The following is a 24,034-nucleotide window of genomic DNA, read 5'->3' on the forward strand; positions in this document are numbered from 1 at the left end:
GGTCGCCGGTGGACGGCGCCGGGTCGCCGGCGGACGACGACCTCGCGCCGCTGCTGCGGATGTCGCTGCGGGTCGAGCACGACATCTTCATGGTGCGCCAGCGCGGTCGAGAGGTGGCCGCCGCGGTAGGCCTGGAGTACCAGGACCAGATCCGGATGGTCACTGCGCTCAGCGAGGTGGCCCGGCAACTGCTCGGCCGGGGCGCCGGGGCCGACGTGACGTTCCGGGCCGGCCAGGATCCGCACGGCCTCGGCCAGGTCCTGCGCATCGACCTGACCGCCCCCGGCGCGCTGTCCTGGGACGAACGCGGCCGGGGCTACGCGGCGGCCGTCGAGCGCCTGGTGGACCGGCTGGAGACGGTCCGGGAGGACCAGGCCAGCGCCGTGCGGATGTCCCGGCGCATCCCGCCGACGGCCCCGGCGCTGACCCCCGGTCGCCTCGCCGAGCTGCGCTCCCGGCTGGTCGAGGAACTGCCCGGCACCCCGCTGGAGGAGCTGGCGCTGCAGAACGAGCAGTTGGTCGCCGCGCTGGACGAGGTACGCCGCCAGCGTGACGAACTGACCGTGCTCAACCGGGAGCTGCGGGAGACCAACCACGGCGTCATGGCGCTGTACACGCAGCTCTCGGAGGAGCTGGAGGCCACCAATCAGGGCGTTGTGGCGCTCTACGCCGAGCTGGACGAGAAGTCGGCTCAGCTGCGGGCGGCCAGCGAGGCCAAGAGCCGCTTCCTGGCCAACGTGAGCCACGAACTGCGGGCCCCGGTGACCGCGATCATGGGGTTGGGCCGGCTGCTCGCCGACTCCTCCTCCGACCCGCTGACCAGCGAGCAGGGCCGGCAGGTCGAGCTGGTCCGCGGCTCCGCGGCCGACCTGCTGGCCCTGGTCAACGAGTTGCTCGATCTCGCGAAGGCGGAGTCGGGCCGGCTTGAGGCGAACTGGGCCGAGGTGGACCTGCGGGTGGTCTTCGGCCAGCTCCGGGGCACGCTGCGGGTGCTGGCCACCCGGCCCGAGGTGGAACTGGTGGTCGAGGAGCCGCCGCAGCCGGCCGTCATCCGTTCCGACGAGGTACTGCTGGCCCAGGTGCTGCGTAACCTGCTGCACAACGGACTGAAGTTCACCGAGCGCGGGGAGGTGCGGATGCGGGCCGAACGGTTGGCCGACCGCTGGCGGTTGTCCGTCGCCGACACCGGGCCCGGTATCCCGAGCGAGCTGCACGGGCGGATCTTCGAGGAGTTCTACCAGGTGCCGGGGCGCTCGACCGCCGGCACCGGCCTGGGTCTGCCGTACGCCAAGCGCCTGGTCACGCTGCTCGGCGGCACCCTGGAGCTGACCAGCGGGCCGGGTCGCGGAAGCACCTTCGTGGTGACGCTTCCGGTCTCGGCGCCGCCGCCCGCGCCGCCGGTTCCGCCGTCGCCGGCCCCTCCGTCGTCGGTCGCCCCCTCGCCGGCCCCTCCATCGTCCGGTCCGGAGGGCTGAGGTGGAGTCCGAACCGGCCACCATTCTCGTCGTCGACGACAGCTCGGCCAAGCGATACCTGCTGGTCAGCTGGCTCAACCGGGCCGGGTACACCACCGTCGAGGCGGAGACCGGTGCCGACGCGTTGGCCCGGGTGGACGACTCGATCGATCTCGTGGTGCTGGACGTGCGGCTGCCCGACATGAGCGGGTACGAGGTCTGCGAGCGGCTCAAGGAGACGCACACGGCGCTGCCGGTGGTGCACGTCTCCGCGCACGCGGTGGACGTGAAGGACCGGGCTCAGGGCCTCACCCGGGGCGCCGACGCGTACCTGGCCGAGCCGATCGAACCCGAGGAGCTGATCGCCACCGCCCAGGCGGTGCTGCGGTACTCCCGGGCGCGCCAGCGCGCCGAGTTGCTGGCCCACCGGCTGTCCCTGCTGGCCGAGACCACCCTCGCGGTGGCCGGGGCGCCCTCGTTCGCGCGGCTGCTCCAGGCGGCGGCCTCCGGCGGCGCGAAGATCTTCATGGGTCCGGTGGCGGTGGTGGCGGAGTCGGCCGACGGTGACTGCGTGGCCGCGGTGGCCGCCGGGCCGGACGCCGTGCCGGAACTGGTGACCTGGGTGGTGGACGACACCGGGGTGCCGGTCGGGTCCACCGTGCGGGTGGACGCGGCGACCCGGTGGGCGCTGCTCGACTGGCGCGGTGAGGAGCGGGTGACCGCGGCGGCGGCCCGGCTCCGGGAGGACCGCGCGCCGATCTACGTCGTGGTGCCCGAGCGCGGCCAGACCCCGGGCACGCCGGTGCTGGTGCAGCTGACGCAGGCGGTCGCCGCGGCGGCCGAGGCGCAGCGGTCGTACGACGAGGAACACCGCATCGCGGTGACCCTCCAGCGCAGCCTGCTGCCCCGCCGGTTGCCCGCGATAGCCGGGTTGGACCTGGCGGTCCGCTACGAGCCGGCGAGCGCCCAGACCGAGGTGGGTGGCGACTTCTACGAGCTGGTGATGCTCGACGGTCAGCTGCTGGTCGCCATCGGCGACGTGTCGGGGCACTCGCTGCACGCGGCGACCGTGATGGCCGAGGTGCGGCACGCGCTGCGGGCGTACGCCGTGGAGGGCCACCCACCGGGCGAGATGCTGGCCCTGGTGGACGGCCTGATGCGCACGCTGCTGCCCGGTGAGCTGGCCACCGTCTGCGTGTTGCTGCTGGATCCGGCGACCGGGCGGGTGCGGATGGCCAGCGCGGGCCATTTGCCGCCGCTGCTGCACGACGGCCGGCGGGTCGAGTTCCTGGAGCACCGGGCGCCGCTGCTGGGCGTCCGGGCGGCCCGCCCGGAGGATCTGGAGTTCACCCTGCCGCGCGGGTCCACCCTGGTGCTCTACACCGACGGGTTGATCGAGCGGCGGGACGCCACCATCGACGACGGGTTGCAGGCGCTGGCCGGGTCCGCCGCCCGGGTGGACGACAGCCTGGAGGACTTCTGCGAGCGGCTGCTGGTGCAGTTGGCCCCCGCCGAGATCCACGACGACCTCGCGCTGGTCGCCGTCCGCCGGCGCTGAGAGGGTGCCATCCGCTCGGCCACGAGCCGGCGTGGCCCCGGGCCGCGGTGCGATACTGGGCGCCGTGTCCGCACCATCCGCCGGCAGCGGCCGGGACGCCGGTGACGTGCCGGCCGTGACGATCCGGGACCTGCGGGTGGCGTACGGGGCGGCGGTCGTCCTCGACGGCCTCGACGTCACCGTGCCGGCCGGTACGGTGCTCTGCGTGACCGGCGCCAACGGTGCCGGCAAGTCGACCTTGTTGCGCTGCGTCACCGGCTTGCAGGCCGCCGACGGCGGGACGGTCCGGGTCTTCGGCCGGCCGCCGGGCCGCTCCGCGGACTTCTGGCGGGCCGTGGCCACCACCGTGGAGAGCCCCGGCTGGTACACCGGGCTGACCGTGCGCGAGCACGCCGAACTGATCCGGCTGGCGCACGGCGCCGATCCGGCCGACGGTGAGCTGGACAAGCTGTTCGACGCGCTCGGGCTCGGGCCGCTGGCCGACGCCGCGCCGCTGACGCTCTCCTCCGGCCAGCGGCAGCGCCTGCTGCTGGCGGCCGTGCTGGTCCGGCCGAGCCGGCTGCTGGTCCTGGACGAGCCGGAGCAGCGGCTGGACACCGACGTCAAGCCGGTGGTGGCGGAGCTGTTCCGGGCGTACGTCGCCGGTGGCGGCACGCTGGTGATGGCCAGCCACGATCCGGGCTTCGCGGCCGAGGTCGGCGGCGAGCGGCTGGAACTGTGACCGGCGTCGCCGAACGGACCGTGCCGGCCGCGCCGGCCCCGGCGCGCCGGCTGCGCCGCTGGATCCGGGGCCGGCGACGGGCCGCGGGCATCGAGGGTTCGGCCGGCACCGTCTATGTGGCCGTGCTGACCGTGGCGATGGCGGTGGCGCTGGTGGGCGAGCCGGCGACCGGTCTGGTCTGGCCGGCCCGCCCGGTGCCGCTGGCCGATGCCGGGTCGGTGCCACAGGCCGCGCTGCTGGCGATCGTGCCGCTGGCGCTGTACGCGCTGCTGCGCCGGTCCGGGCCGCTGGCGGTGAGCCGGGCCGACCTGGCCTGGTTGTTCCTCGCCCCGGTGTCCCGGCGCGGCCTGCTGGTGCCCGGCGCCCTGGGCGTACTCGCCGGTGCGGTCGCGGTCGGGCTGGCGGCGGCGGCCGTGGCGGTGGGCCGGTTCGCCGCCCGCCCGATCCGGCCACCGGTGCTGACCGGCGCGCTGCTGGTGGGCGCCATGCTCGGCGTCGCGGTGGCGCTGGTCGCCGCCGCGTGCCAGCGGTACGACCGGTGCGGCCGGGCGGTGGACGCCGGGGCCGGGCTGCTCGCGCTGCTGCTCGCGGTGCCGGCGGCCGGGCTGTGGCGTCCGGCGGCCGGGCCGGCCGTTCCCGCCGTGCCCGCGGCGGTCGCCGCGCTGCTCGCCGGCACGGTCGCCGTGCTGCTGCTCGGCGCGCTCGTGGCGACGGCGCGCGGCCTGGACGGCCTGCCGGCGCATTTGATCCGGGACGCCGCCGAGACCCGCGGCACATACCTCGACGCCGCCGTGGCCGCCGAGCCGGCGTTCGTGGTCGACGCGGCGCAGCGCCGCTACTGGGGATCCCGTACCCTGCGCTCGGTGCGGCTGCGCGCGGCACCGGCCTGGGCGCTGCCGCTGCAGCACGACATCCTGGTGGTGTGCCGCCGGCCGGTCCGGATGCTGGCGCTGGCCGTCGGGACGCTCGCGCCAGCGGTCGCGACCACCGGTCCCGGCTGGCTGCCGGCCGTCGTGGTGTTGGCGGGCGTGCTCGCCGCCGCCGGCACGACGACCGCGGCGGTCCGCCGGGACAGTGCCGAGCCGGCCCTGCTGCGCCTGCTCGGCCTGGCCGAGCGGCCGGCCCTGGCCGGGCGGCTGATCGTGCCGGCGGTGCTGGCCGCGGCGTGGGCGGCGGTGGCGCTCACCGTGCCCGCGCTGATCGGCGACCGGCCGGCCGGGCCGTGCTGGGCGCTGGGTCTGGCCCTCGGCCCGGCCGCGGCGGTGGCCGCGATCCGGCGAGCCCGGATCGGCCAGGTGCGCCACGATCTGATGCCGATCGAGACGCCGATGGGCAGTCTGGCCACCGGTCCGCTGCTCTGGCTGCTCTCCGGGGTCGACCTGCTCGTGCTGCTGGGGTCGCCGGCCCTGCTCACGCTGCTCACCGGCGCCGTACCGGACTGGCAGACGGTGCTGGTGCAGGCGGCGCTGTCGACGGCCGGGCTGGTCTTCTACGCCACCCGCCGGTAGGACCCGCAGCCGAGGCCGGGACACCGACCCGGACCGGGCGGTCGGACCCGGACGGTCGGACCCGGACGTCGGACCCGGACGTCAGACCCGGACCAGGGCACCCTTGGAGGAGGCCGATCCGTGCAACCGGAGCCGGACGATCCGGTCGGTGGCCGGGATGTCGTAGACGATGGCACCGCTGACCGTCTCGCCCGGCTCGATGTCGGTGAGGAAGACCGGCTGGTCGAGGTTGGCCAGGATGCTGGCGCCCGGATCCGGCGGGTACTGCTGGTTGCGGCGGCCGTACGCCTGCTGCCGGTCGTCGCGCAGCGTCACCGGCCGGCTGCCCACGTTGCGGACGTCCAGTTCGACCACGCAGAACTGGCCGGTGGCGGTCTGGTTCACCACCGGATCGCCGACCCGACCGATGCCGCAGCGCAGCCGGTCGACCCGGAACTCCAGGTCACCGTCGCGTACCGGTTCACCGAGGCCGACCGCGTGCTCCGTCCGGCTCCGGATGAACGACAGCGCGTCGCCGCCCCAGACGTACACCGCCGCCGCGGCGCCGCCGTAGCAGCAGAGCAGGAACAACAGCGCCACGGAGAGGATCAGCCAGGGCCGCGGGGTGGGCCGGCCGCGGGCCGCGGTGCCGGGTTCGTGCGCCGGACCCGGGGGCGGTCCGGGCGGAGGCTGCGGGGCCCTCGGGGTACGCCGCCCAGCGGCGGGCTTTCGGCCACGGTGGCCGGGGTGGACCAGTCCGCCGGTTCGGGCGGCTGGTCGGGGCCGCGGTCGGCCGGTTCCGGCGTGGTCATCGCGGCCTCCCCGGATCTGCGTACTACGCCCGATCTTAGGCCTTTGTCGTCCTCGTGGTCATCCCGGCGCGTCGTACTTTCGGGTATTCGGCCTTCTTCGATCCCTATGGGCATGTTAGAGTGCGTCGATCCGGAAATCTGGTCGCAAAGCCATTGATGGGTAGATCTTGGGCTACCTCGGCTACTAGGAGATCGCGCGACGGGCGGGGATCGCGGCCCGGCGTCCCCGCCGGTCGTGCCCAGCCTGATGGAATATGCGGATGAGCGTGACGATCGACAAGCTTGCCCAAGGCTACGGGAAGACCGTTGTCATCGACAGGCTTACCCTGACCCTCCAACCCGGCATAACGGCACTGCTCGGCCCCAACGGTGCGGGTAAGACCACGCTGCTACGTACGCTGGCCACCATCCTCCCACCCCGTTTCGGCACCATCCGGATCGACGGGATCGAGGTGGACGGCGAACGCGGCGCCCGACGGGCCCGCGACAGGATCGGTTATCTCCCGCAGGACTTCGGCGTCGATCCGCAGATGACGGTGTCGGACTTTGTGGAGTATGCCGCGTGGCTCCGTGGCGTCCGGTCCGGACAGCGGTGGCGCTCGGTCGGTGAGGCGATCGACATGGTCGATCTGGCCGACCAGCGCCGGACGAAAATGCGGAAGCTCTCCGGCGGGATGCGCAGGCGGGCGGGGATTGCCTGGGCCATCGTCGGCCGCCCTCGGCTGATCCTGCTCGACGAGCCGACCGTCGGCCTCGACCCGCGCCAACGGCTGCAGTTTCGGAAGATCATCACCAGCCTCGGCGATGCCGTTGTCGTGCTCAGCACCCACCTCATCGACGATGTCGAGGCGATCTGTGACCGGGTGGTGGTGCTGCACGGCGGCGTGGCCAAGTTCGACGGCACCGTCCAGGGCATGTCCGCCCTCGGCCCCGACGACCTGCCGGGGCACTCCGCACTGGAGCGGGCCTACATGCATCTGCTTCCCGAGTCGGAGCGGCGACTGTGAGACCGTTCTGGTTGCACCTGCGGAACTGCCCGGTCCGTTGGGCCGTCCCACCGCTCATCGCGCTCGACCTGGCTGTGCTGTTTCTGCGCAACCGCTACTGGCTCGGCGTGTGGCCGCAGGCCGGAGCGGCGGCGCAGTTGGCGGCGTACCTGGTCGGCCCGGTCGTCGCCGGGCTCGCCGCCTGGACCGCCGCGGCGCCGCTGCGCTACCGGATGACGGAACAGACCGCAGCCGCGCGGGTTCCCCACGTCGTGCTGGAGGCGCACCGGCTGGTCGCCGCCGTCGTCCTCCTCGCCCTGCCGTACCTCGTCGGTCAGGCGGTCGCATTCGCGCTGACCGCCCGGACATTCCCGCCGGGCGTCGGACTGTGGGCCGGCTATTTCGGCTACGGGCTGTTCGTCACGCTCCTGGACTTCGCCCTGGGGTGGCTTCTGGGCAGGCTCTTCGGCTCGGTCTTCGCCGCCCTGGCCGCGGCGCTGAGCGGCGTGTTGCTGATCACCGTTCTCAGCCGATTGGCTCCGTTCGGAATAACCGACGGATCGGTGGAGATGGAGGTGGACCTGACGGCCGGGCTGGTGCGGCTCGGGTTGATCGTTGCGGTGCTGATCGCGGCGCTGTGGATATCCACATCCGGGACGGCGCGGTTCCGGACAGCGATTCCGGCCCTGCTCTGCCTCGGCGCGGTGGTGCTGACCGCACTCGTCACGCCGGTACGGGTTCACCGCCCGCCGGCCGGAGACGACGTCCTCTGTGTCAAGGGACGCACGACGCTCTGCATCTGGCCAGAAGACCAGAAATACCTGCCGACGCTGCGGGCCATCGGTGGTCGTGTCGACGCGTTACCGCCGGCATTCCGCCTCCCGGACCGGATGAACGAATACGGCATCGAGCAGAACTGGCACAGGGCTGACGGACCGCATGGACCTACCCTGGTCGAGGACTCTCTCGGCCCGCCAACTTTCTACATCCTCGCTGGCAGCATCTGGTCCCTGGCGGGAGATCTGGCCACCGGCATCATGGAGACGACCTTCCACTTCACGGATCTCGAATCCTGTACGTGGAAGGCGCGGACAGACACTGACCGCACCCGGCTCAATGTGCTTGGCGCCTGGCTGGAAAGCTATCTTGCCGGTGGTGGAAGGCGGGACTACCACACCAACGCCCCGCCGGAAATGCAGGCCGCGTGGGCGGTGGGGCGGGAGATGGCTGCGAAGCCGTCGCTCGACGAGCAGTTCGGCTGGGCCGATGGGGAGGTGCGCGATCTCAGTGGTCGCTACTGCCGGACGCAGGGCTGAGCCCGGACGCGCCAGGCGAGGCGGATCGCGGACCTTCCTGACGGTGCGGCGGGTTCCATCCGCGCTGCTGGCGATCGTCCTCGCGGGTGCGCTCACCGCCTGGCTGGGCATGTATGAGACGGGGCTGCCGATGGCAGCCCGGTCGAACACCACCGTGCCCCTGTGGCGTCTGCTTGCGATGGGCGCAGCGGTCGTACCGGTTGTTTCGCTGCACAGCGGGTTGGCCGACGTGGAGGTGGTGGCGACCGGACGCCTGCGGTGGGCGCAGCGGTGGTATCTGGTGGTGGCCGGGGTGGGTGGCGGGGTGCTCTATCTCGCCGTGTCGGCGCTGACCGTGCCACCGTCGCTGCTCTTGATCATCGCGCGCTCCTGGCCGGCCTGGCTCGGGCTGGCGTTGGTCTCCGGCATGGTCGTTGGTTGGCGGCTGGCATGGACCCTGCCGGTGGCGACCGGAAGCGTGCTGTGGTACTGGGGAGACCAGGGCAACGCGCACTACCGCTGGTGGGAGTTCAGCGCACGTCCATCCGACGATCTGCCCAGCCTGCTGCTGAGCGCGGCGCTGCTGGCGGTCGGGCTCGTGGCCTACTCGGTCACCCCGTGGCGACGGCGTCGACTCGCGTTCTGGCGCAGCCGGAAGCGGTAGGGACGGGCTGCGTTCGCGATCGGGAATGATGGACGGGTGGACCTCGTGACCATCGCCGACGTGCGCGACGCCGCCGAAACCGTGGCCGGCCGGGTCGTGCGTACCCCGCTGCTGCCCTGCCCCTGGCACGACAGGTTGTGGATCAAGCCGGAGAGCCTGCAACCGGTCGGCTCGTTCAAGCTGCGCGGCGCCACCAACGCGGTCGCCCGGCTCGCCCCGGCCGACCGGTCCCGCGGCGTGGTCACGCACTCCTCCGGCAACCACGGGCAGGCGCTGGCCTTCGCCGCGGCCGCGGCGGACGTACCGTGCACGGTGGTGATCCCGGACGGGGCGCCGGAGGTCAAGATCGAGGCGGTCCGCCGGCTCGGCGCCGAGGTGCTGGTGGTGCCGCCGGCCCGCCGGCTCGCCGAGGCCGAGCGGATCGCGGCCCGCACGGGCGGCACGCTCGTCCCGCCGTTCGACGACCGCCGGATCATCGCCGGACAGGGCACGATCGGCCTGGAGATCGTGGCCGACCTGCCCGAGGTGGCCGCCGTGCTGGTGCCGGTCGGCGGCGGCGGGCTGGCCTCCGGGGTGGCCACGGCGGTGAAGGCGATCCGGCCGCAGACGGCCGTGTTCGGGGTCGAGCCGGAGTTGGCGGCCGACGCCCGGGCGTCGCTGGCGGCCGGGGAACTGGTCCGGTGGGAACCCGAGCTGACCTACCGGACCAGCGCGGACGGCCTGCGGACCACGCTGTCCGAGCTGACCCTCGCGCACCTGCGGGCACGCCTGGACGGCATCCTGACGGTGACCGAGGAGGAGATCGCGGCCGCGCTGCGCCGACTCGTCCGGCAGGGCCGGCTGGTCGTCGAGCCGAGCGGGGCGGTCGCCACCGCTGCCGCGCTGTTCCGCTCCGCCGACCTGCCCGGCGGGCCGACCGTGGCGGTGGTCAGCGGCGGCAACGTGGATCCCGCCGTGCTCGGCCGCGCACTCGGGTGACCCGCCGGCGCGCGGTCACTCCTTGATGCCGAGGCGGTCCAGGATCCAGGCCGCCACGAACGCCTCCTCCCGCCAGGCGTCGTACCGGCCGCTCGGCCCACCGTGCCCGGCCTCCATCTCGGTCTTCAACAGGTACGACCCCTCGGGGACGCCGCGCGCAGCCGGGCGATCCACTTCGCCGGCTCGTGGTAGAGCACCCGGGTGTCGTTGAGGCTGGTCAGGGCGAGGATGGCCGGGTACCGGACGGACCGGACGTTCTCGTACGGCGTGTACGAGCGCATGTACGCGTACACCTCGGGGTCGTGCAGCGGGTCGCCCCACTCCTCCCACTCGGTGACGGTCAGCGGCAGCGACGGGTCGAGGATCGAGGTGAGCGCGTCCACGAACGGCACCTGGGCGACGATGCCCGCGAAGGCGTCCGGCGCCAGGTTCGCCACCGCGCCCATCAGCAACCCGCCCGCGGAGCCGCCCCGGGCGACCAGCCGGTCGGCGGCGGTCCAGCCGCTGCCGGCCAGGTGCCGGGCGCAGGCGACGAAGTCGGTGAAGGTGTTCTTCTTGGCCAGCATCTTGCCCTGGTCGTACCAGCGGCGGCCCAGTTCACCGCCGCCGCGGATGTGCGCGACCGCGAACACCACACCGCGGTTCAGCAGGGACAGCCGGGGGATGGAGAACCACGGGTCCATGCTGGTCTCGTACGAGCCGTAGCCGTAGAGCACGCAGGGCGCGGAACCGTCGCGCGGGGTGTCCGCCCGGCAGACCAGCGAGATCGGCACCCGGGTGCCGTCGTCGGCCACCGCCCACTCCCGGTGCTGCTCGTACGCCGACGGATCGAACTCCCGACCGTCCGGCCCGGCCAGCACCGGCTTGCGCTTGCGCAGCGTCAGCTCGCCGGTGACAAGGTCGACGTCGTACACGGACTCGGGCGTCACCAGCGAGGTGTAGCTGATCCGCACGGTGTCGGTTTGGTACTCGGGGTTGCTGCTGAGCCCCACCGAGTAGATCGGTTCCGGGAACGGCACGTCGTACGCGGCGGTGCTGCCCACGGTGAGCACCCGCAGCCCGGTGAGACCGCCGGTGCGCAGCGACACCACCAGGTGATTGGCGAACGCGTCCACCGATTCGAGCCGGGTGCCCGGGGTGTGTTCGATCATCGGCGTCCAGGCGCCCGGCGCGTCCGCCGAGGTGTAGGCCAGCGCGAAGTCCTCGGCGCCGTCGTTGTGCAGGATCAGGAAGCGGTGCCCGTGATGCTCCACGGAGTACTCGATGCCCTGCCGCCGCTGCGCCACCACCGCCGGCTCGCCGGTGGGGTTGCTGGCCGGGATCACCCGTACCTCGCTGGTGGTCTTGCTGCCGATCTCGATCAGGATGAACTTCTCCGAGCGGGTCAGTTCGACGCTCACCCAGAACCGCTCGTCGGGTTCCTCGTACACGATGACGTCGTCCGCGGCGGGCGTGCCCAGCGTGTGCCGCCACACCCGGTACGGCCGCCACGCCTCGTCCACGGTCAGGTAGAACAGCGTGGAACCGTCCTCCGACCAGGCGGTGCCGTAGAACGTGTCGGGGATCTCGTCGGCCTGCACCTCGCCGGTGGTCAGGTCCTTGATCCGCAGGGTGAACCGCTCGTCCCCGGCGAAGTCGGTGGAGTAGGCCAGCCACCGCCCGTCCGGGCTCACGTCGAAGGCGCCCAGGGCGAAGAAGTCGCGCCCTTCGGCCAGCGCGTTGCCGTCCAGCAGCACCTCCTCGCCGGCCAGCGGCGCGCCGTCGGACGTACCGGATGACTCGGTCTCGCCCTCGGCGAGACGCGGCGGTTCGGTCTCGCCCTCGGCGAGACGCGGCGGTTCGGTCTCGCCCTCGGCGATCGCCCGCCGGCAGTGGATGGCGTACTGCTCGCCCTGCACGGTCCGGGTGTAGTACCAGTAGCCGCCCTTGCGCACCGGCACCGTCAGGTCCGTTTCCAGGGTCCGCTGCCGGGTCTCGGTGAACAGCGTCTCGCGCAGGCCGGCCAGGTGGGTGGTGGCGGCGTCGGTGTACGCGTTCTCCGCCCGCAGGTAGTCCAGCGTCTCCGGGTCGTCCTTCACGGCGAGCCAGGCGTACTCGTCGATGACCGTGTCGCCGTGGTGGCTGCGCTCGGTGGGGACCCGCTTGGCGGCCGGGGGCGCCGGCATCTCCGTCGTCACCCGGATCACGTTACCGCCCCGCCGGTGCCCCCTCCGACGGCACACGGCCCTCCGCCCGGCGCGCATGCCGGCGGTGCATCCCGCGAGGCCGTACGGCGGGGCCGCGCGGCGGCGGGAGGCTGTCGGCCGGATGCCGTTGCGTCGCATTAGAACACCTGTACTATTCGGGGGTGGGGGGTGTGATGACGCTCGGTGACACGTCCCGTCCGACCGGTATCGGCGGACGGCTCGAAAGGATCTGCGGCCCCGGCTTCGCCCGCCCGGCCGGCGGCGCCGACGAGGTGGCGGGACGGCAGGCCCGGTGGGTCGCCATGCCCGGCTCGCCCAACGCCGCCGCCGACGTGCTGCGGCTCGCCGCCGAGCACGACCTGTCCGTCGTGCCCCGCGGCGCCGGGACGAAACTCGACTGGGGCGCCCCGCCCGTACAGGTGGACGTCCTGCTGGACACCGGCCGGCTGGCAGGGATCTGGCACCGGTCGCCCGGCGAGCGGACCGCCGAGGTCGGCGCCGGTACGCCGGTCCGGGCGGTCCAGGCGATGTTGGAACGGTCCGGCTACCGGCTGCCGGTCGACGTACGCTCCGCCGGGGCGACCGTCGGCGGGGTGGTGGCCGCGGACGAGGCCGGACCGCTGCGCCACCGGCACGGTTCGCCGTGCTCCCAGGTGACCGAGGTCAGCTACGTGGACGCCGCCGGTCAACTCCTGCGGGCCGGCGGCGTACCCGCGTCGCGCGCCGGTGAGCTGGCGCCGCTGCTGTGCGGGTCGCAGGGTGCGCTCGGGGTGCTGATCTCGGCCACCGTGCGAGTGCAGGAGGTGCCCACCCACCGGCTGTGGGTGCTCCGTCCGGTGTGGACCCCGCTGGAGGTGCACAATCTGGTCGGCGAGATCCTGGCGAGCGCCGTCATGCCGGCCGCCATCGAGGTCGACCTGCCGGCCGCCGGCCCGGGACCGGAGCGTCCGCCGGTGTACCCGCCGGAGCGCGCCGGCCACCCGGCCGGTACCGGGCGGGCCGGCCGGGCGGTGCCGCCGCGCCGGTCCGGCAGCCTGGCGGTGCTGGTGGAGGGTGGCCCGGCCGAGGTGGCCGAGCGGGCCAGGCGGCTCGGTCGCATCCTCGGCGCCACCGCCCGGAGCATGACCGAGGCGCCGTCGTGGTGGCGGCGGTATCCGTTCGCCGGGGACGACGTGGCGCTGCGGATCGAGGTGCCGATCGGTGATCTGCACGCCGCCGTCTACGCGCTGCGGGACGCGGCCGGCGCTCCCGTTGCGGTACGCGGCTCCGCCGGGCTCGGCGTCGTACACGCCGCGCTGCCGGCGACGACCCCGCCGCCCCGGGTGGCGGGACTGCTCACCGCGGTCCGTGACGTGCTGATGGCGCGCTCGGGGCGGTGCGTGGTGCTGGCCGCGCCACCGGAGATCCGCCGGGCCGTCGACCTGTGGGGCGACCTGCCCGACCTGTCCCTGCTGCGGCGGATCAAGGATCGGTACGACCCGGAGCATCGGCTGGCACCCGGCCGCTTCCCGGGCGGGCTGTGAGTCGGACTCCTCCGAGGGGACATACGATGGCTACGGTGACGACCTGGACCGGTCATCCGGTCCGGTCGACGTACCAGTCCTCGCCCGGCCCGCGCCGATCCCTTCCTGCCACCGACGCCCTGGTCATCGCCCCGGCGACGTACAACTCGATCAACAAGATCGCCCTCGGCCTGGCCGACAACTACGCCATGACCTCGGTCGCCGAACTGATCGGCAGGCAGGTACCGACCGTCATCGTCCCGTTCGTCAACGCCGCCCTCGCCGCGCGGGCGCCGTTCCGGCACGCCGTGGCCAGCCTCCGGGACGAAGGAGTACGCCTCCTGCTCGGCCCCGACGACCAGTGGGAACCGCATCCGCCTGGCAACGGCAACGAGCGGCAGAAAGCCTTCCCTTGGACGGTGGCTTTCGAGACGGCCGCCCAACTCGCCCACGAATCTCGACCGGCCGCCCCGGGCCACGCCTGATCGCGGGCGCCGCCGGGGCATCGAGTCGGCCCGGCGGGGGTTCAGCCGGGTGCGTCGTTGCGCAGTACCAGGATCGCGATGTCGTCCCGGGGCGCCTCGGTGGAGAAGCCGATCGCGGTGTTCCGCAGCCGGGCCGCCACCGCCTCGGCCGAATATCCGGCCAGCGGCGCGGCGGCGGCACGCAGTCGTTCGGTGCCGAACAGCTCGCCGCCGCGCCGCCGCTCGGTCACCCCGTCGGTGTAGAAGATCAGTGCGTCGCCCGGCCCGAGTGGCACCTCGACGGCGGGCGACGCGATCGTGTCCAGCAGCCCCAGCGCGGTGCCGCCGCTGCCCACGAACGAGGCCCGGCCGTCGTTGCGGACCAGCACCGGCCGGTCGTGGCCGGCGAGGTGCAGCGACACCTCCAACCGGCCGGGGCCGCCGGGCCGTACCGCGGCCAGGGCGAGGGTGCAGTAACGCCCGCCGCCCCGCTCCACAAGCGTCTGGTTGAGCCGGGCCAGCGCCTCGGGCAGCGGCCGGCCGTCGCCGACGAGGACCCGGATGACGTCCCGGACCAGGCCGGTGACGGCGGCCGCCTGCACGCCCTTGCCGGACACGTCGCCGACCACCACCAGCCACCGGCCGTCCGGCAGCGGGACCACGTCGTAGAAGTCGCCCCCCACCTCGGCCACGTCGCCGGTCGGCACGTACGCGGCGGCGAAGCCGATGCCGTCGACCTCCGGCAGCTCCGGTGGCAGCAGGGACTGTTGCAGGGTGTGCGCCACCCGGCGCCGCTCGGCGTGGATCCGGGCGTTCTCGATCGCCAGCGCGGCCCGGCGGGCCACGTCCTCCAGCACGCCCACCTCGTCCGGATCGTGCCGGCTGCGCTGGTGCCGGCCGACGGCCAGGGTGCCGAGCGGCTGCCCGCGGGCGATCAGCGGGACGGCGATGCCCTCCAGCGGTGGCCCGATCGGCAACTGGGTGCCCAGCCGGGTGGCCTCGCGCAGGGTGCCCTGCACCGAGTCGGCGTCGCTCTCCTTGAGCAGCTTGTCCAACTCCGGCAGGGCGCCCTCATCCTCGTGGGTGACGGCGGACAGGTGCAGCCGCCCCCACTCGTCGGTGGTGTGTACGGCGCACCAGCGGCCCAGCCGCGGCACCACCAGTTGCGGCACGAGGGCCATCGTCAGCTCCACGTCCAGCGACTGCGCGAGCAGTTCGCTGGCCTCGGAGAGGAAGGTGAGCCAGGTCTGGCGCCGCAGGTCGATCCGGCGCAGCCGGTCGTTCTCCAGGTGCAGGGAGAGCCGCTCGGCCATCAGCGCCGCCAGCGGCCGGGCGTACCCGGAGGGAGCGACGTCGAGTTCCACCTCCCCGTGGTACGGCCGGTTCACCGCGAGCGGGATGCGTAGCTGGTCGTCGTCGTGCCGGGGCTGCCGGCCGTACCGGGCCAGCACCTGCGTGCCGGCGCCGTCGCCGCGGTCAAGCCGTACCGTCCCGCCCGCCGCCCCCAGCATCTCGGCCACCCGGGCGAGCAGGCCGGCGGCGAAGTCGGGCAGCGGGTCGTCCGCGTACGGGTCCGGCGCCAGTTGCATGAGCGTGCTCATCGCCCCGGCGCTCGGCGCGGCCGGTGATGGGAGGACGTCCAGCGTGGCCGGCGCCACCGTGAGCGCCGGGCTGGCCCGCAGCCGTTCCTTGCGGTCCAGCCGGAACCAGACGCCCTTGCCGGTGGGCAGGTGCAGGGTGCCCCAGCGGCTCGCGAAGTGGTCGACCAGCAGCAGCCCGCGGCCCCGCTCGGAGACCTGGGTGATGTCGGATGCGTCGTTGCGGGGCCGCGCCGCCACGTGGTCGATGGGTCCGGCCGCGAAGTCCGACACCATCACGTTGAGCCCCTCGCGGTCGGCCAGCACCTCGATGTCCAGTTCGGTGCGGGCGTGTTCGACGGCGTTGGTGGTCAGCTCGGTGGTCAGCAGGAGGGCCTCGTTGAGCAGTTCGGCCAGGTCCGCCTCGGCCAGTACGGCCCGGACGAGTGCCCGTGCGGTCGCCGGTGTCCGCCGGTCGGCCGGCAACCGGGCACGGCGGATGTGCTCCTCCGCCTCTGCGGGGGGTGCGTTCCGCTCCGTGGACACCCCTCGTATCCTCCACGGCCCGGCGCCGAGTTCCAAGCCGATCGGGCCGTCACCCTAGGTAATAAGGTGTGTTTGCCGCCTATCGTCGGTTCTGGCGGCGAATCGCGACGGCCCCGTGATCGGCGCGCCTTGGCAGCCGGCCGAACTCCGCACAATGATGGGTGCTGGCCACGGGCGGGTCGCGAGTACCGATCCCACCACCGGCGAGCTGAGTGAGGGACTTCCATGACCACCGTGAACGAATCCTCCGCGGGCACGGCTGTGCACGAGGCGGAGCTGATCGGCGAACTCACCGAGGCGCTGCGGCGGGTCCGCCGGGGCGATCTGAAGGTACGGCTGCCCCGCCGCGCGGGTGCGGCCGGCGAAGCCGTCGACGCCTTCAACGAGGTCGTGTCGGTGCAGGAGCGGCAGCATCTCGACCTGCGGCGGATCAGCCGTACGGTGGGTCGGGACGGGCGGCTGACCGAGCGCCTGGACGAGGAGGGCCTGGACGGGTCCTGGGCGGAGAGCCAGCGCGCGGTCAACTCCCTGATCGACGACCTGGGCCGGCCGACCACCGAGATCGCCCGGGTGATCGCCGCGGTCGCCAACGGCGACCTCTCGCAGCACGTGGTCATGGAGATCGACGACCGCCCGTTGCGCGGCCAGCACCTGCGGATCGGCCGCACCGTGAACACGATGGTGGACCAGCTGTCGTCGTTCGCCGACGAGGTGACCCGGGTGGCCCGGGAGGTGGGCATCGAGGGCGAGCTGGGCGGCCAGGCGCAGGTGCGGGGCGTCTCGGGCCGCTGGCGGGACCTCACCGACTCGGTGAACACCATGGCGTCCAACCTGACCCACCAGGTGCGGTCGATCTCCCAGGTGGCCACGGCGGTGGCCAAGGGCGACCTGTCGCAGAAGATCACCGTGTCGGCCCGGGGCGAGGTGGCCGACCTGGCCCAGACCATCAACTCGCTCACCGACACCCTGCGGCTGTTCGCCGAGCAGGTGACCCGGGTGGCCCGCGAGGTGGGTACGGAGGGCAAGCTGGGCGGCCAGGCGGACGTCCCGAACGTCGCCGGCACCTGGAAGGACCTGACCGACAGCGTCAACTCGATGGCCTCGAACCTGACCGCCCAGGTGCGCAACATCGCCCAGGTCTCCACGGCGGTGGCCCGGGGCGATCTCAGCCAGAAGATCACGGTGGCCGCCCAGGGCGAGATCCTGGAGCTGAAGGACACCGTGAACACGATGGTGGACCAGCTCTCGTCGTTCGCCGACGAGGTGACCCGGGTGGCCCGCGAGGTGGGCATCGAGGGCAAGCTGGGCGGCCAGGCGCAGGTCCGGGGCCTCTCCGGCACCTGGCGGGACCTCACCGAGAACGTCAACCAGCTCGCCGGCAACCTGACCTCGCAGGTGCGGAACATCTCCCAGGTCTCCACGGCGGTGGCCAAGGGTGACCTGTCGCAGAAGATCACGGTGGATGCTCGGGGTGAGATCCTGGAGTTGAAGTCGACGGTGAACACGATGGTGGATCAGCTGTCGTCGTTCGCGGACGAGGTGACCCGGGTGGCCCGTGAGGTGGGTACGGAGGGGAAGCTGGGTGGTCAGGCGCAGGTGCGGGGGGTGGCCGGTACCTGGCGGGATCTGACCGACAACGTGAACTCGATGGCCTCGAACCTGACCGCTCAGGTGCGGAACATCGCCTCGGTGACCACGGCGGTGGCCAAGGGTGACCTGTCGCAGAAGATCACGGTGGATGCTCGGGGTGAGATCCTGGAGTTGAAGTCGACGGTGAACACGATGGTGGATCAGCTGTCGTCGTTCGCGGACGAGGTGACCCGGGTGGCCCGTGAGGTGGGCACGGAGGGGAAGCTGGGTGGTCAGGCGCAGGTGCGGGGGTGGCCGGTACCTGGCGGGATCTGACCGACAACGTGAACTCGATGGCCTCGAACCTCACGGCCCAGGTGCGGAACATCGCCTCGGTCTCCACGGCGGTGGCCAAGGGTGACCTGTCGCAGAAGATCACGGTGGACGCCCAGGGCGAGATCCTGGAGCTGAAGTCGACGGTGAACACGATGGTGGATCAGCTGTCGTCGTTCGCGGACGAGGTGACCCGGGTGGCCCGCGAGGTGGGCACGGAGGGCAAGCTCGGCGGCCAGGCGCAGGTCAAGGGCGTCTCGGGGACCTGGCGGGACCTGACCGGCAACGTGAACTCGATGGCCTCGAACCTGACCTCGCAGGTGCGGAACATCGCCTCGGTGACCACGGCGGTGGCCAAGGGCGACCTGTCGCAGAAGATCACGGTGGACGCCCAGGGCGAGATCCTGGAACTGAAGAACACCGTGAACACGATGGTGGACCAGCTCTCGTCGTTCGCCGACGAGGTGACCCGGGTCGGCCGGGAGGTCGGCATCGAGGGCAAGCTGGGCGGCCAGGCGCAGGTGCGGGGGTGGCCGGCACCTGGCGCGACCTCACCGAGAACGTCAACCGGCTGGCCTCCACGCTCACCACCCAGCTCCGGGCGATCGCCGAGGTCTCCACCTCGGTGACCCGCGGCGACCTCACCCAGCGCATCGCGGTGCAGGCGCAGGGGGAGATCGCCGAGCTGAAGGACAACATCAACCAGATGATCGTCACCCTGCGGGAGACGACCAAGAAGAACGCCGAGCAGGGCTGGCTGGACTCCAACCTGGCCCGCATCGGTGACCTGTTGCAGGGTCAGCGCGACCTCGGCGAGGTCTGCCGCATGATCATGATGGAGGTCACCCCGCTGGTCGACGCCCAGCTCGGGGCGTTCTTCCTGGCCGACGACCTGGACGGGGTGGTCCGGCTGCGGTTGACCGCCTCGTACGGCTACGTGGCCCGGGACCATGCCGTGACCTTCGGTCCGGGCGAGGGCCTGGTCGGCCAGATCGCCCTGTCCCGGCGGACCATCCGGGTACGGGCGGTCTCGGACGGTCGGCTCACCCTCCGCTCCGGTCTCGCCGAGACCCCGCCGGCGGACCTGGTGGTGCTGCCGGTGCTCTTCGAGGGCGAGTTGCTCGGCGTGATCGAGTTCGCGGGTGTCACCACCTTCTCGGACCTGCACCTGGCCTTCCTCGAGCGGCTGGTGCTCACCATCGGCGTCGCGGTCAACACGATCCAGGCCAACCGGCGTACCGAGGAACTGCTGGCCCAGTCCCAGCGGCTGGCGCACGAGATGCAGGAGCAGTCGGCGGAACTCCAGCGCACCAACGCCGAGCTGGAGGACAAGGCCCAGCTGCTGAGCGAGCAGAAGGCCAACATCGAGACCAAGAACCGGGAGATCGAGCTGGCCCGGATCGGCCTGGAGGAGAAGGCGCAACAGCTCAGCCGGGCCTCGGCGTACAAGTCGGAGTTCCTGGCCAACATGAGCCACGAGCTGCGCACGCCGCTCAACTCGCTGCTGTTGCTGGCCCGGCTGCTCGCCGACAACCCGGAACTCAACCTCACCGAGAAGCAGATCGAGTTCGCCCGGACCATCCACAGCGCCGGCTCCGACCTGCTGTCGCTTATCGACGACATCCTCGACCTGTCCAAGATCGAGGCCGGCCGGATGGACGTGGAGCCGGTCGAGGTGCGGTTCGCGGAGATCCGCAACTACGTGGAGCAGGCGTTCACCCCGCAGGCCGAGCAGAAGGGCCTGGACTTCCAGGTACGGGTGTCCCGCGAGCTGCCGGTGGCGATCGTCACGGACGCCCAGCGGCTCCAGCAGATCCTGCGGAACCTGCTTTCCAACGCGGTGAAGTTCACCGACAACGGCGCGGTGACGCTGCGGATCGGCCCGGCGCCGGCCGGGCGGTACTTCGACGTACCGGCGTTGCAGAGCGCCAACCAGGTGGTCGCGTTCGAGGTGATCGACACCGGGATCGGCATCGCGGACGACAAGGTCGGCCCGATCTTCGAGGCGTTCCAGCAGGCCGACGGCACCACCAGCCGCCGGTACGGCGGCACCGGGCTGGGCCTGTCGATCAGCCGCGACCTGGCCCGGTTGCTCGGCGGCGCCATCACGGTGTCCTCCGCGCCGGGGCAGGGTTCCACCTTCACCCTCTGGGTGCCGGACGTGCTGGCCCCGGACACCGTCGTCGCGTCGCCGATCCCGGCGGCCACGCCGCAGTTGCTCGGCACCGGGGCGCCGGTGCTGCGTCCGATGGCGGACCGGGAGCCGGTGCTCACCCCGGCCGCCCGGCAGCTGGACGGTGCCACCGTGCTGATCGTGGATGACGACGTACGGAACGTCTTCGCCCTGACCAGCGCGCTGGAGCTGCACGGCATGACGGTGCTGTACTCGGACAACGGCGTCGACGGGGTGCGGCTGCTGGCCGAGCACCCGGAGGTCGACATCGTGCTGATGGACGCGATGATGCCGGACCAGGACGGGTACGAGACCACCCGGGCGATCCGGCGTAACCACCACTTCGCGGAGCTGCCCGTGGTGTTCCTGACCGCGAAGGCGATGCCGGGCGACCGGGAGTCGGCGCTGGCCGCCGGGGCCAGCGACTACATCACCAAGCCGGTGGACCTGGACGAGCTGATCGAGCTGATGGCGGTCTGGGTGACCGGCGGCGGGCGGGACAGCGGAGAATGACCACGACACGGACGCAAGGAGGGCACCGCGGGTGAGCGAGCAGGCCAGGGCGCTGCTGGTCGACGATCGTCGGGAGAACCTGCTGGCCCTGGAGGCGATCCTCCAGGGCCTGCCGGTCACCCCGGTCGCCGTGGAGAGCGGCGAGGCGGCGCTGAAGCAGTTGCTCGTGGACGACTTCGCGGTGATCCTGTTGGACGCCCAGATGCCGGACATGGACGGTTTCGAGACGGCCAGCCACATCAAGCGCCGGGAACGGACCCGGCACATCCCGATCATCTTCCTGACGGCCGCCGACCGCGACGCGCAGCTCGCGCTGCGCGGGTACGCCGTCGGCGCGGTCGACTACCTCACCAAGCCGTTCGACCCGTGGGTGCTGCGGGCCAAGGTGTCGGTGTTCGTCGAGCTGTGGGAGAAGAACCGGCAGCTGCGCATGCAGTCGCAACTGGTCCGGGAACGGGAGGACCGGTGGCGGGCGCTGTCCGGCGCGGTGCACGAGGCGGTCACGGTGCTGCGTTCGGGGGATCCGGACGCCCGGGATCGCGCCCTGGAGCTGCTGGAGCAGGCCGGCCCGACGCCCGCACACCCGCTCTGACGCGTACACCCGCTCTGACGCGTACACCCGCTCTGACGCGTACACCCGCTCTGACGCGGCGCCCTGTCGCGGGGTCCGGCCGCTGACGGGCAGGTGCCGGGATCCTCGGTCCAGCCGAAGACCCCGGCACCCGTACCCGGGAGGGTGTTAGCGCTAACCCACCGGCCGCGCCAAAATCAGCGCAGGTAGATGTTCGGGGTGGGCGGGGTGGCCATGCCGTCGCCGATGAAGAAGCCGGGGTGCGGCGGCTGGTTGTACGCGGTGTTCTGCCAGGCGATCGCGACCCGGTACTGCGGGTCGTGCATCAGCGTGTAGATCCGGGTGCTCGTGGTGGTCGGGGTGCTGTAGATGCGCAGCGCCCGGCTGTCGTTGGTACGCCAGATCACCTCCTCGCGCCAGTCGCCGAGGATGTCCGCCGACAGCGCCGGGGTGGCCTTGGTGCCGTTGTTGGACGCCACGTCGCTGCCGGTGAGCAGCCGGGTGTCGCCGCTGGTGCCGTACTTGTCGATGTGCGTGCTGTCCAGCAGCTCCCGCACGGGGTCGCCGTCCCACCAGATCAGGAAGTTCGTCGAGGACGGCTTCCGGCCGACGTTCTGGCCCCGGGTGTTCTGCAGCCCGTCCACCGCGGCGGACCAGGACTCGGCGCCGGGGCTGCCGGCCCAGATGTCGCCGGAGACGCCGCGTCCGTTGTCGCCGTTGGCCGCGGTCTGCCAGAGGATCTGCCCGGTCCGGGCGTCGGCGAAGTAGGAACTGGGCTTGCTGGAGTCCTCGTCCACCTTGAAGATCTCCAGCCCGGCGCGGCTCGGGTCGAGGTCGCCGACGTGCATCGCGTCGCCGTGGCCCATGCCGGTCGAGTACAGCAGTTGGCCGTTGTCGTCGATCGTGGCGGCGCCGTACACGATCTCCTGCCGCCCGTCGCCGTCCACGTCGGCGATCGAGAGGCTGTGGTTGCCCTGGCCGGCAGCGGAACCGCTGCCGGAGTTGTTCGAGTCGAACGTCCAGCGCTTGGTGAGGCTGCCGTTGCGGAAGTCCCAGGCCGCGATGACGGCCCGGGTGTAGTAGCCGCGCGCCATGATCAGCGACGGGCGCTGCCCGTCCAGGTACGCGGTGCCGGCGAGGAACCGGTCGACCCGGTTGCCGTAGGAGTCGCCCCAGGACGACACGGTGCCGCGCGGCGGGTCGTAGTTCACGGTGGACAGGATGGCGCCGGTGCGGCCGTCGAACATGGTCAGGTACTCCGGACCGGACAGGATGTACCCGCTGGAGTTGCGGTAGTCGGCGGTGGAGGAGCCGATCAGCTGGCCGGTGCCCGACCGGGTGCCGTCGGCGGTCTTCATGGCCACCTCGGCGCGGCCGTCGCCGTCGTAGTCGTACACCTGGAACTGCGTGTAGTGGGCGCCGGCCCGGATGTTGCGGCCCAGGTCGATCCGCCACAACCGGGTCCCGGTCAGCGTGTACGCGTCGACGAACACGTTGCCGGTGTAGCCGGACTGCGAGTTGTCCTTGGAGTTGGACGGGTCCCACTTGAGCACGATCTCGTACCGGCCGTCCCCGTCCAGGTCGCCGACGCTGGCGTCGTTGGCCGAGTACGTGTAGGCGACCCCGTCCGGGGTGGTGCCGCCGGACGGCGGCTGGATCGGTACGTCCAGGTAGCCGGAGGGGAACTGCAACGCCGCGGCGGACGCCGCCTGCTCGGTGCCGTTCACCACGGCCCGCACGGTGTACGCCGAACCGGCCGCCGCCCCGGAGTCCAGGTAGTTCGTCGCGCCGGTGATGGGCGACGAGTTGACCTTGGTCGAGCCGCGGTACAGGTTGAACGACACTCCGGAGGTCTCGGTGCCGAGCAGCCGCCAGGAGACCAGGTTGCCGCTGCCCGACCGTACGCTGATCAGGCCGCGGTCCAGGTTCTCCATCTGCTTGGAGCCGGCCGGCGGTGTCGTCGGCGGCGCGCTGGTCGGTGCCGCCGTGGTGGGTGCCGCGGTGGTCGGCGCGGCGGTGGTGGGTGCCGCGGTCGTCGGTGCCGCCGTGGTGGGTGCCGCGGTGGTCGGGACCGCGCCGTTGCAGGCGGTGCCGTTGAGGGTGAAGTTCGTCGGCGCCGGGTTGCTGCTGTTGTTCCACGAGCCGTTGAAGCCGAGCGACGTGGTGCCGCCGGTGCCGATCGACGCGTTGTAACCGGCGTCGGTGGCGGTGACCTGGGCGCCGGACTGGCTGACCGTGGCGTTCCAGGCCTGGGTGACCTGCTGGCCGGCCGTGAACGACCAGGTCAGGGTCCAGCCGTTGATCGGGTCGCCGAGGTTGGTGATGGTGACGTTGGCGCCGAAGCCGCCACCCCACTGGCTGGCGATCTGGTAGTCGACCTGGCAGCCGGCGGCGGCCTGGGCGGCGGTTATCGTGCCGAGGGTCCCGGCCGTGAGCGTCGCGGCCACCGCTGCGGCCAGGAACGCGCTCCGGCGGGAGAAGGTACGTGACATGGGCATGCCTCTTCATGAGGTCGGGTGCGCCGCCGTCGTCACCGCGGTCTGCCCTGGATCCGCGGGACCTGCCGGCGCTGGGCGGGTAAGCGCTTACATCGACCCTCGTGATTCACTCCGCGCGCAAAGCACCCTAGACCATCAGCCTTTTGC

The 24,034-nt window shown here is 72.4% G+C and carries 16 protein-coding genes and 3 pseudogenes; 15 read left to right on the forward strand and 4 right to left on the reverse strand.

Features of this window, described 5'->3' with window-relative positions; all coding sequences use genetic code 11:
- Window positions 1–59 precede the first annotated feature (59 nt).
- From CIK06_RS01690 to CIK06_RS01705, 4 genes are all read left to right on the forward strand, one after another.
- Window positions 60–1,475: a sensor histidine kinase gene (locus tag CIK06_RS01690; protein WP_095567488.1), complete on the forward strand. Its 1,416-nt coding sequence runs from the start codon at window positions 60–62 to the stop codon at window positions 1,473–1,475.
- A gap of 1 nt (window position 1,476) precedes the next feature.
- Window positions 1,477–3,012 carry a SpoIIE family protein phosphatase gene (locus CIK06_RS01695; protein WP_095563319.1) on the forward strand — a complete coding sequence of 512 codons (1,536 nt, stop codon included), beginning with the start codon at window positions 1,477–1,479 and terminating at the stop codon, window positions 3,010–3,012.
- A gap of 64 nt (window positions 3,013–3,076) precedes the next feature.
- Window positions 3,077–3,733 carry an ATP-binding cassette domain-containing protein gene (locus CIK06_RS01700; protein WP_369916074.1) on the forward strand — a complete coding sequence of 219 codons (657 nt, stop codon included), beginning with the start codon at window positions 3,077–3,079 and terminating at the stop codon, window positions 3,731–3,733.
- Window positions 3,730–5,241 carry a DUF6297 family protein gene (locus tag CIK06_RS01705; protein ID WP_095563320.1) on the forward strand — a complete coding sequence of 504 codons (1,512 nt, stop codon included), beginning with the start codon at window positions 3,730–3,732 and terminating at the stop codon, window positions 5,239–5,241. Before CIK06_RS01700 ends, CIK06_RS01705 begins: the two co-directional genes overlap by 4 nt.
- Before the next feature lie 81 nt (window positions 5,242–5,322).
- On the opposite strand, the gene CIK06_RS01710 is transcribed toward CIK06_RS01705, so the two are convergent.
- On the reverse strand, window positions 5,323–5,820 hold the full coding sequence (locus CIK06_RS01710; protein WP_157756564.1) for a DUF4352 domain-containing protein: 498 nt from the start codon (window positions 5,818–5,820) through the stop codon (window positions 5,323–5,325).
- Between the two features lie 472 nt (window positions 5,821–6,292).
- Here CIK06_RS01710 and CIK06_RS01715 point away from each other — a divergent pair, with 472 nt between their 5' ends.
- The 4 genes from CIK06_RS01715 to CIK06_RS01730 are packed head-to-tail and all read left to right on the forward strand — an operon-like array spanning window position 6,293 to window position 9,955.
- Window positions 6,293–7,039 (forward strand): ATP-binding cassette domain-containing protein, encoded by a 747-nt coding sequence (locus CIK06_RS01715; RefSeq protein WP_095563322.1) that lies wholly within the window; start codon window positions 6,293–6,295, stop codon window positions 7,037–7,039.
- Entirely contained in the window at window positions 7,036–8,334 is a 1,299-nt protein-coding gene (locus tag CIK06_RS01720; protein ID WP_095563323.1) for a hypothetical protein, read from the forward strand. The genes CIK06_RS01715 and CIK06_RS01720 overlap by 4 nt, the downstream gene beginning before the upstream one ends.
- A 43-nt stretch (window positions 8,335–8,377) precedes the next feature.
- Window positions 8,378–8,977: a hypothetical protein gene (locus CIK06_RS01725; protein ID WP_232533958.1), complete on the forward strand. Its 600-nt coding sequence runs from the start codon at window positions 8,378–8,380 to the stop codon at window positions 8,975–8,977.
- Window positions 8,978–9,013: 36 nt separating this feature from the next.
- The gene (locus CIK06_RS01730) at window positions 9,014–9,955 is read left to right on the forward strand and encodes a threonine/serine dehydratase (RefSeq protein ID WP_095563325.1); all 942 of its coding nucleotides are present in this window, start codon (window positions 9,014–9,016) and stop codon (window positions 9,953–9,955) included.
- 125 nt (window positions 9,956–10,080) lie between these two features.
- Here CIK06_RS01730 and CIK06_RS01735 read toward each other — a convergent pair whose 3' ends face one another.
- On the reverse strand, window positions 10,081–12,132 hold the full coding sequence (locus CIK06_RS01735; RefSeq protein ID WP_369916076.1) for a S9 family peptidase: 2,052 nt from the start codon (window positions 12,130–12,132) through the stop codon (window positions 10,081–10,083).
- Window positions 12,133–12,314: 182 nt separating this feature from the next.
- Between CIK06_RS01735 and CIK06_RS01740 the strand changes: the two genes are divergently transcribed.
- Together CIK06_RS01740 and CIK06_RS01745 are read left to right on the forward strand one after the other, a co-directional pair.
- Window positions 12,315–13,664, forward strand: coding sequence for an FAD-binding oxidoreductase (locus CIK06_RS01740; protein WP_095563326.1), 1,350 nt, complete (start codon window positions 12,315–12,317; stop codon window positions 13,662–13,664).
- Window positions 13,565–14,128, forward strand: coding sequence for a flavoprotein (locus tag CIK06_RS01745; protein WP_369916077.1), 564 nt, complete (start codon window positions 13,565–13,567; stop codon window positions 14,126–14,128). The genes CIK06_RS01740 and CIK06_RS01745 overlap by 100 nt, the downstream gene beginning before the upstream one ends.
- A 41-nt stretch (window positions 14,129–14,169) precedes the next feature.
- On the opposite strand, the gene CIK06_RS01750 is transcribed toward CIK06_RS01745, so the two are convergent.
- Window positions 14,170–16,230, reverse strand: a complete 2,061-nt coding sequence (locus tag CIK06_RS01750) for a SpoIIE family protein phosphatase (RefSeq protein ID WP_095563327.1) — start codon at window positions 16,228–16,230, stop codon at window positions 14,170–14,172.
- A gap of 225 nt (window positions 16,231–16,455) precedes the next feature.
- On the opposite strand from CIK06_RS01750, the pseudogene CIK06_RS30455 reads away from it, so the two are divergent.
- From CIK06_RS30455 to CIK06_RS01760, 5 genes and pseudogenes are all read left to right on the forward strand, one after another.
- Window positions 16,456–17,694 (forward strand): annotated as a pseudogene (locus CIK06_RS30455) (HAMP domain-containing protein); the annotation flags it as partial.
- 204 nt (window positions 17,695–17,898) lie between these two features.
- Window positions 17,899–18,135, forward strand: a pseudogene (locus tag CIK06_RS32255) (HAMP domain-containing protein); the annotation flags it as partial.
- Between the two features lie 17 nt (window positions 18,136–18,152).
- Window positions 18,153–18,245: pseudogene (locus CIK06_RS32260) on the forward strand (hypothetical protein); the annotation flags it as partial.
- A 152-nt stretch (window positions 18,246–18,397) separates the two neighbouring features.
- Entirely contained in the window at window positions 18,398–20,818 is a 2,421-nt protein-coding gene (locus tag CIK06_RS30460; protein ID WP_369916162.1) for an ATP-binding protein, read from the forward strand.
- 31 nt (window positions 20,819–20,849) lie between these two features.
- Entirely contained in the window at window positions 20,850–21,410 is a 561-nt protein-coding gene (locus CIK06_RS01760) for a two-component system response regulator (RefSeq protein ID WP_095563328.1), read from the forward strand.
- A 176-nt stretch (window positions 21,411–21,586) separates the two neighbouring features.
- Here CIK06_RS01760 and CIK06_RS01765 read toward each other — a convergent pair whose 3' ends face one another.
- The gene (locus CIK06_RS01765) at window positions 21,587–23,881 is read right to left on the reverse strand and encodes a cellulose binding domain-containing protein (RefSeq protein WP_369916079.1); all 2,295 of its coding nucleotides are present in this window, start codon (window positions 23,879–23,881) and stop codon (window positions 21,587–21,589) included.
- Between the last annotated feature and the right edge of the window lie 153 nt (window positions 23,882–24,034).

Source organism: Plantactinospora sp. KBS50 (assembly GCF_002285795.1).
Taxonomy (GTDB): Bacteria; Actinomycetota; Actinomycetes; order Mycobacteriales; family Micromonosporaceae; genus KBS50.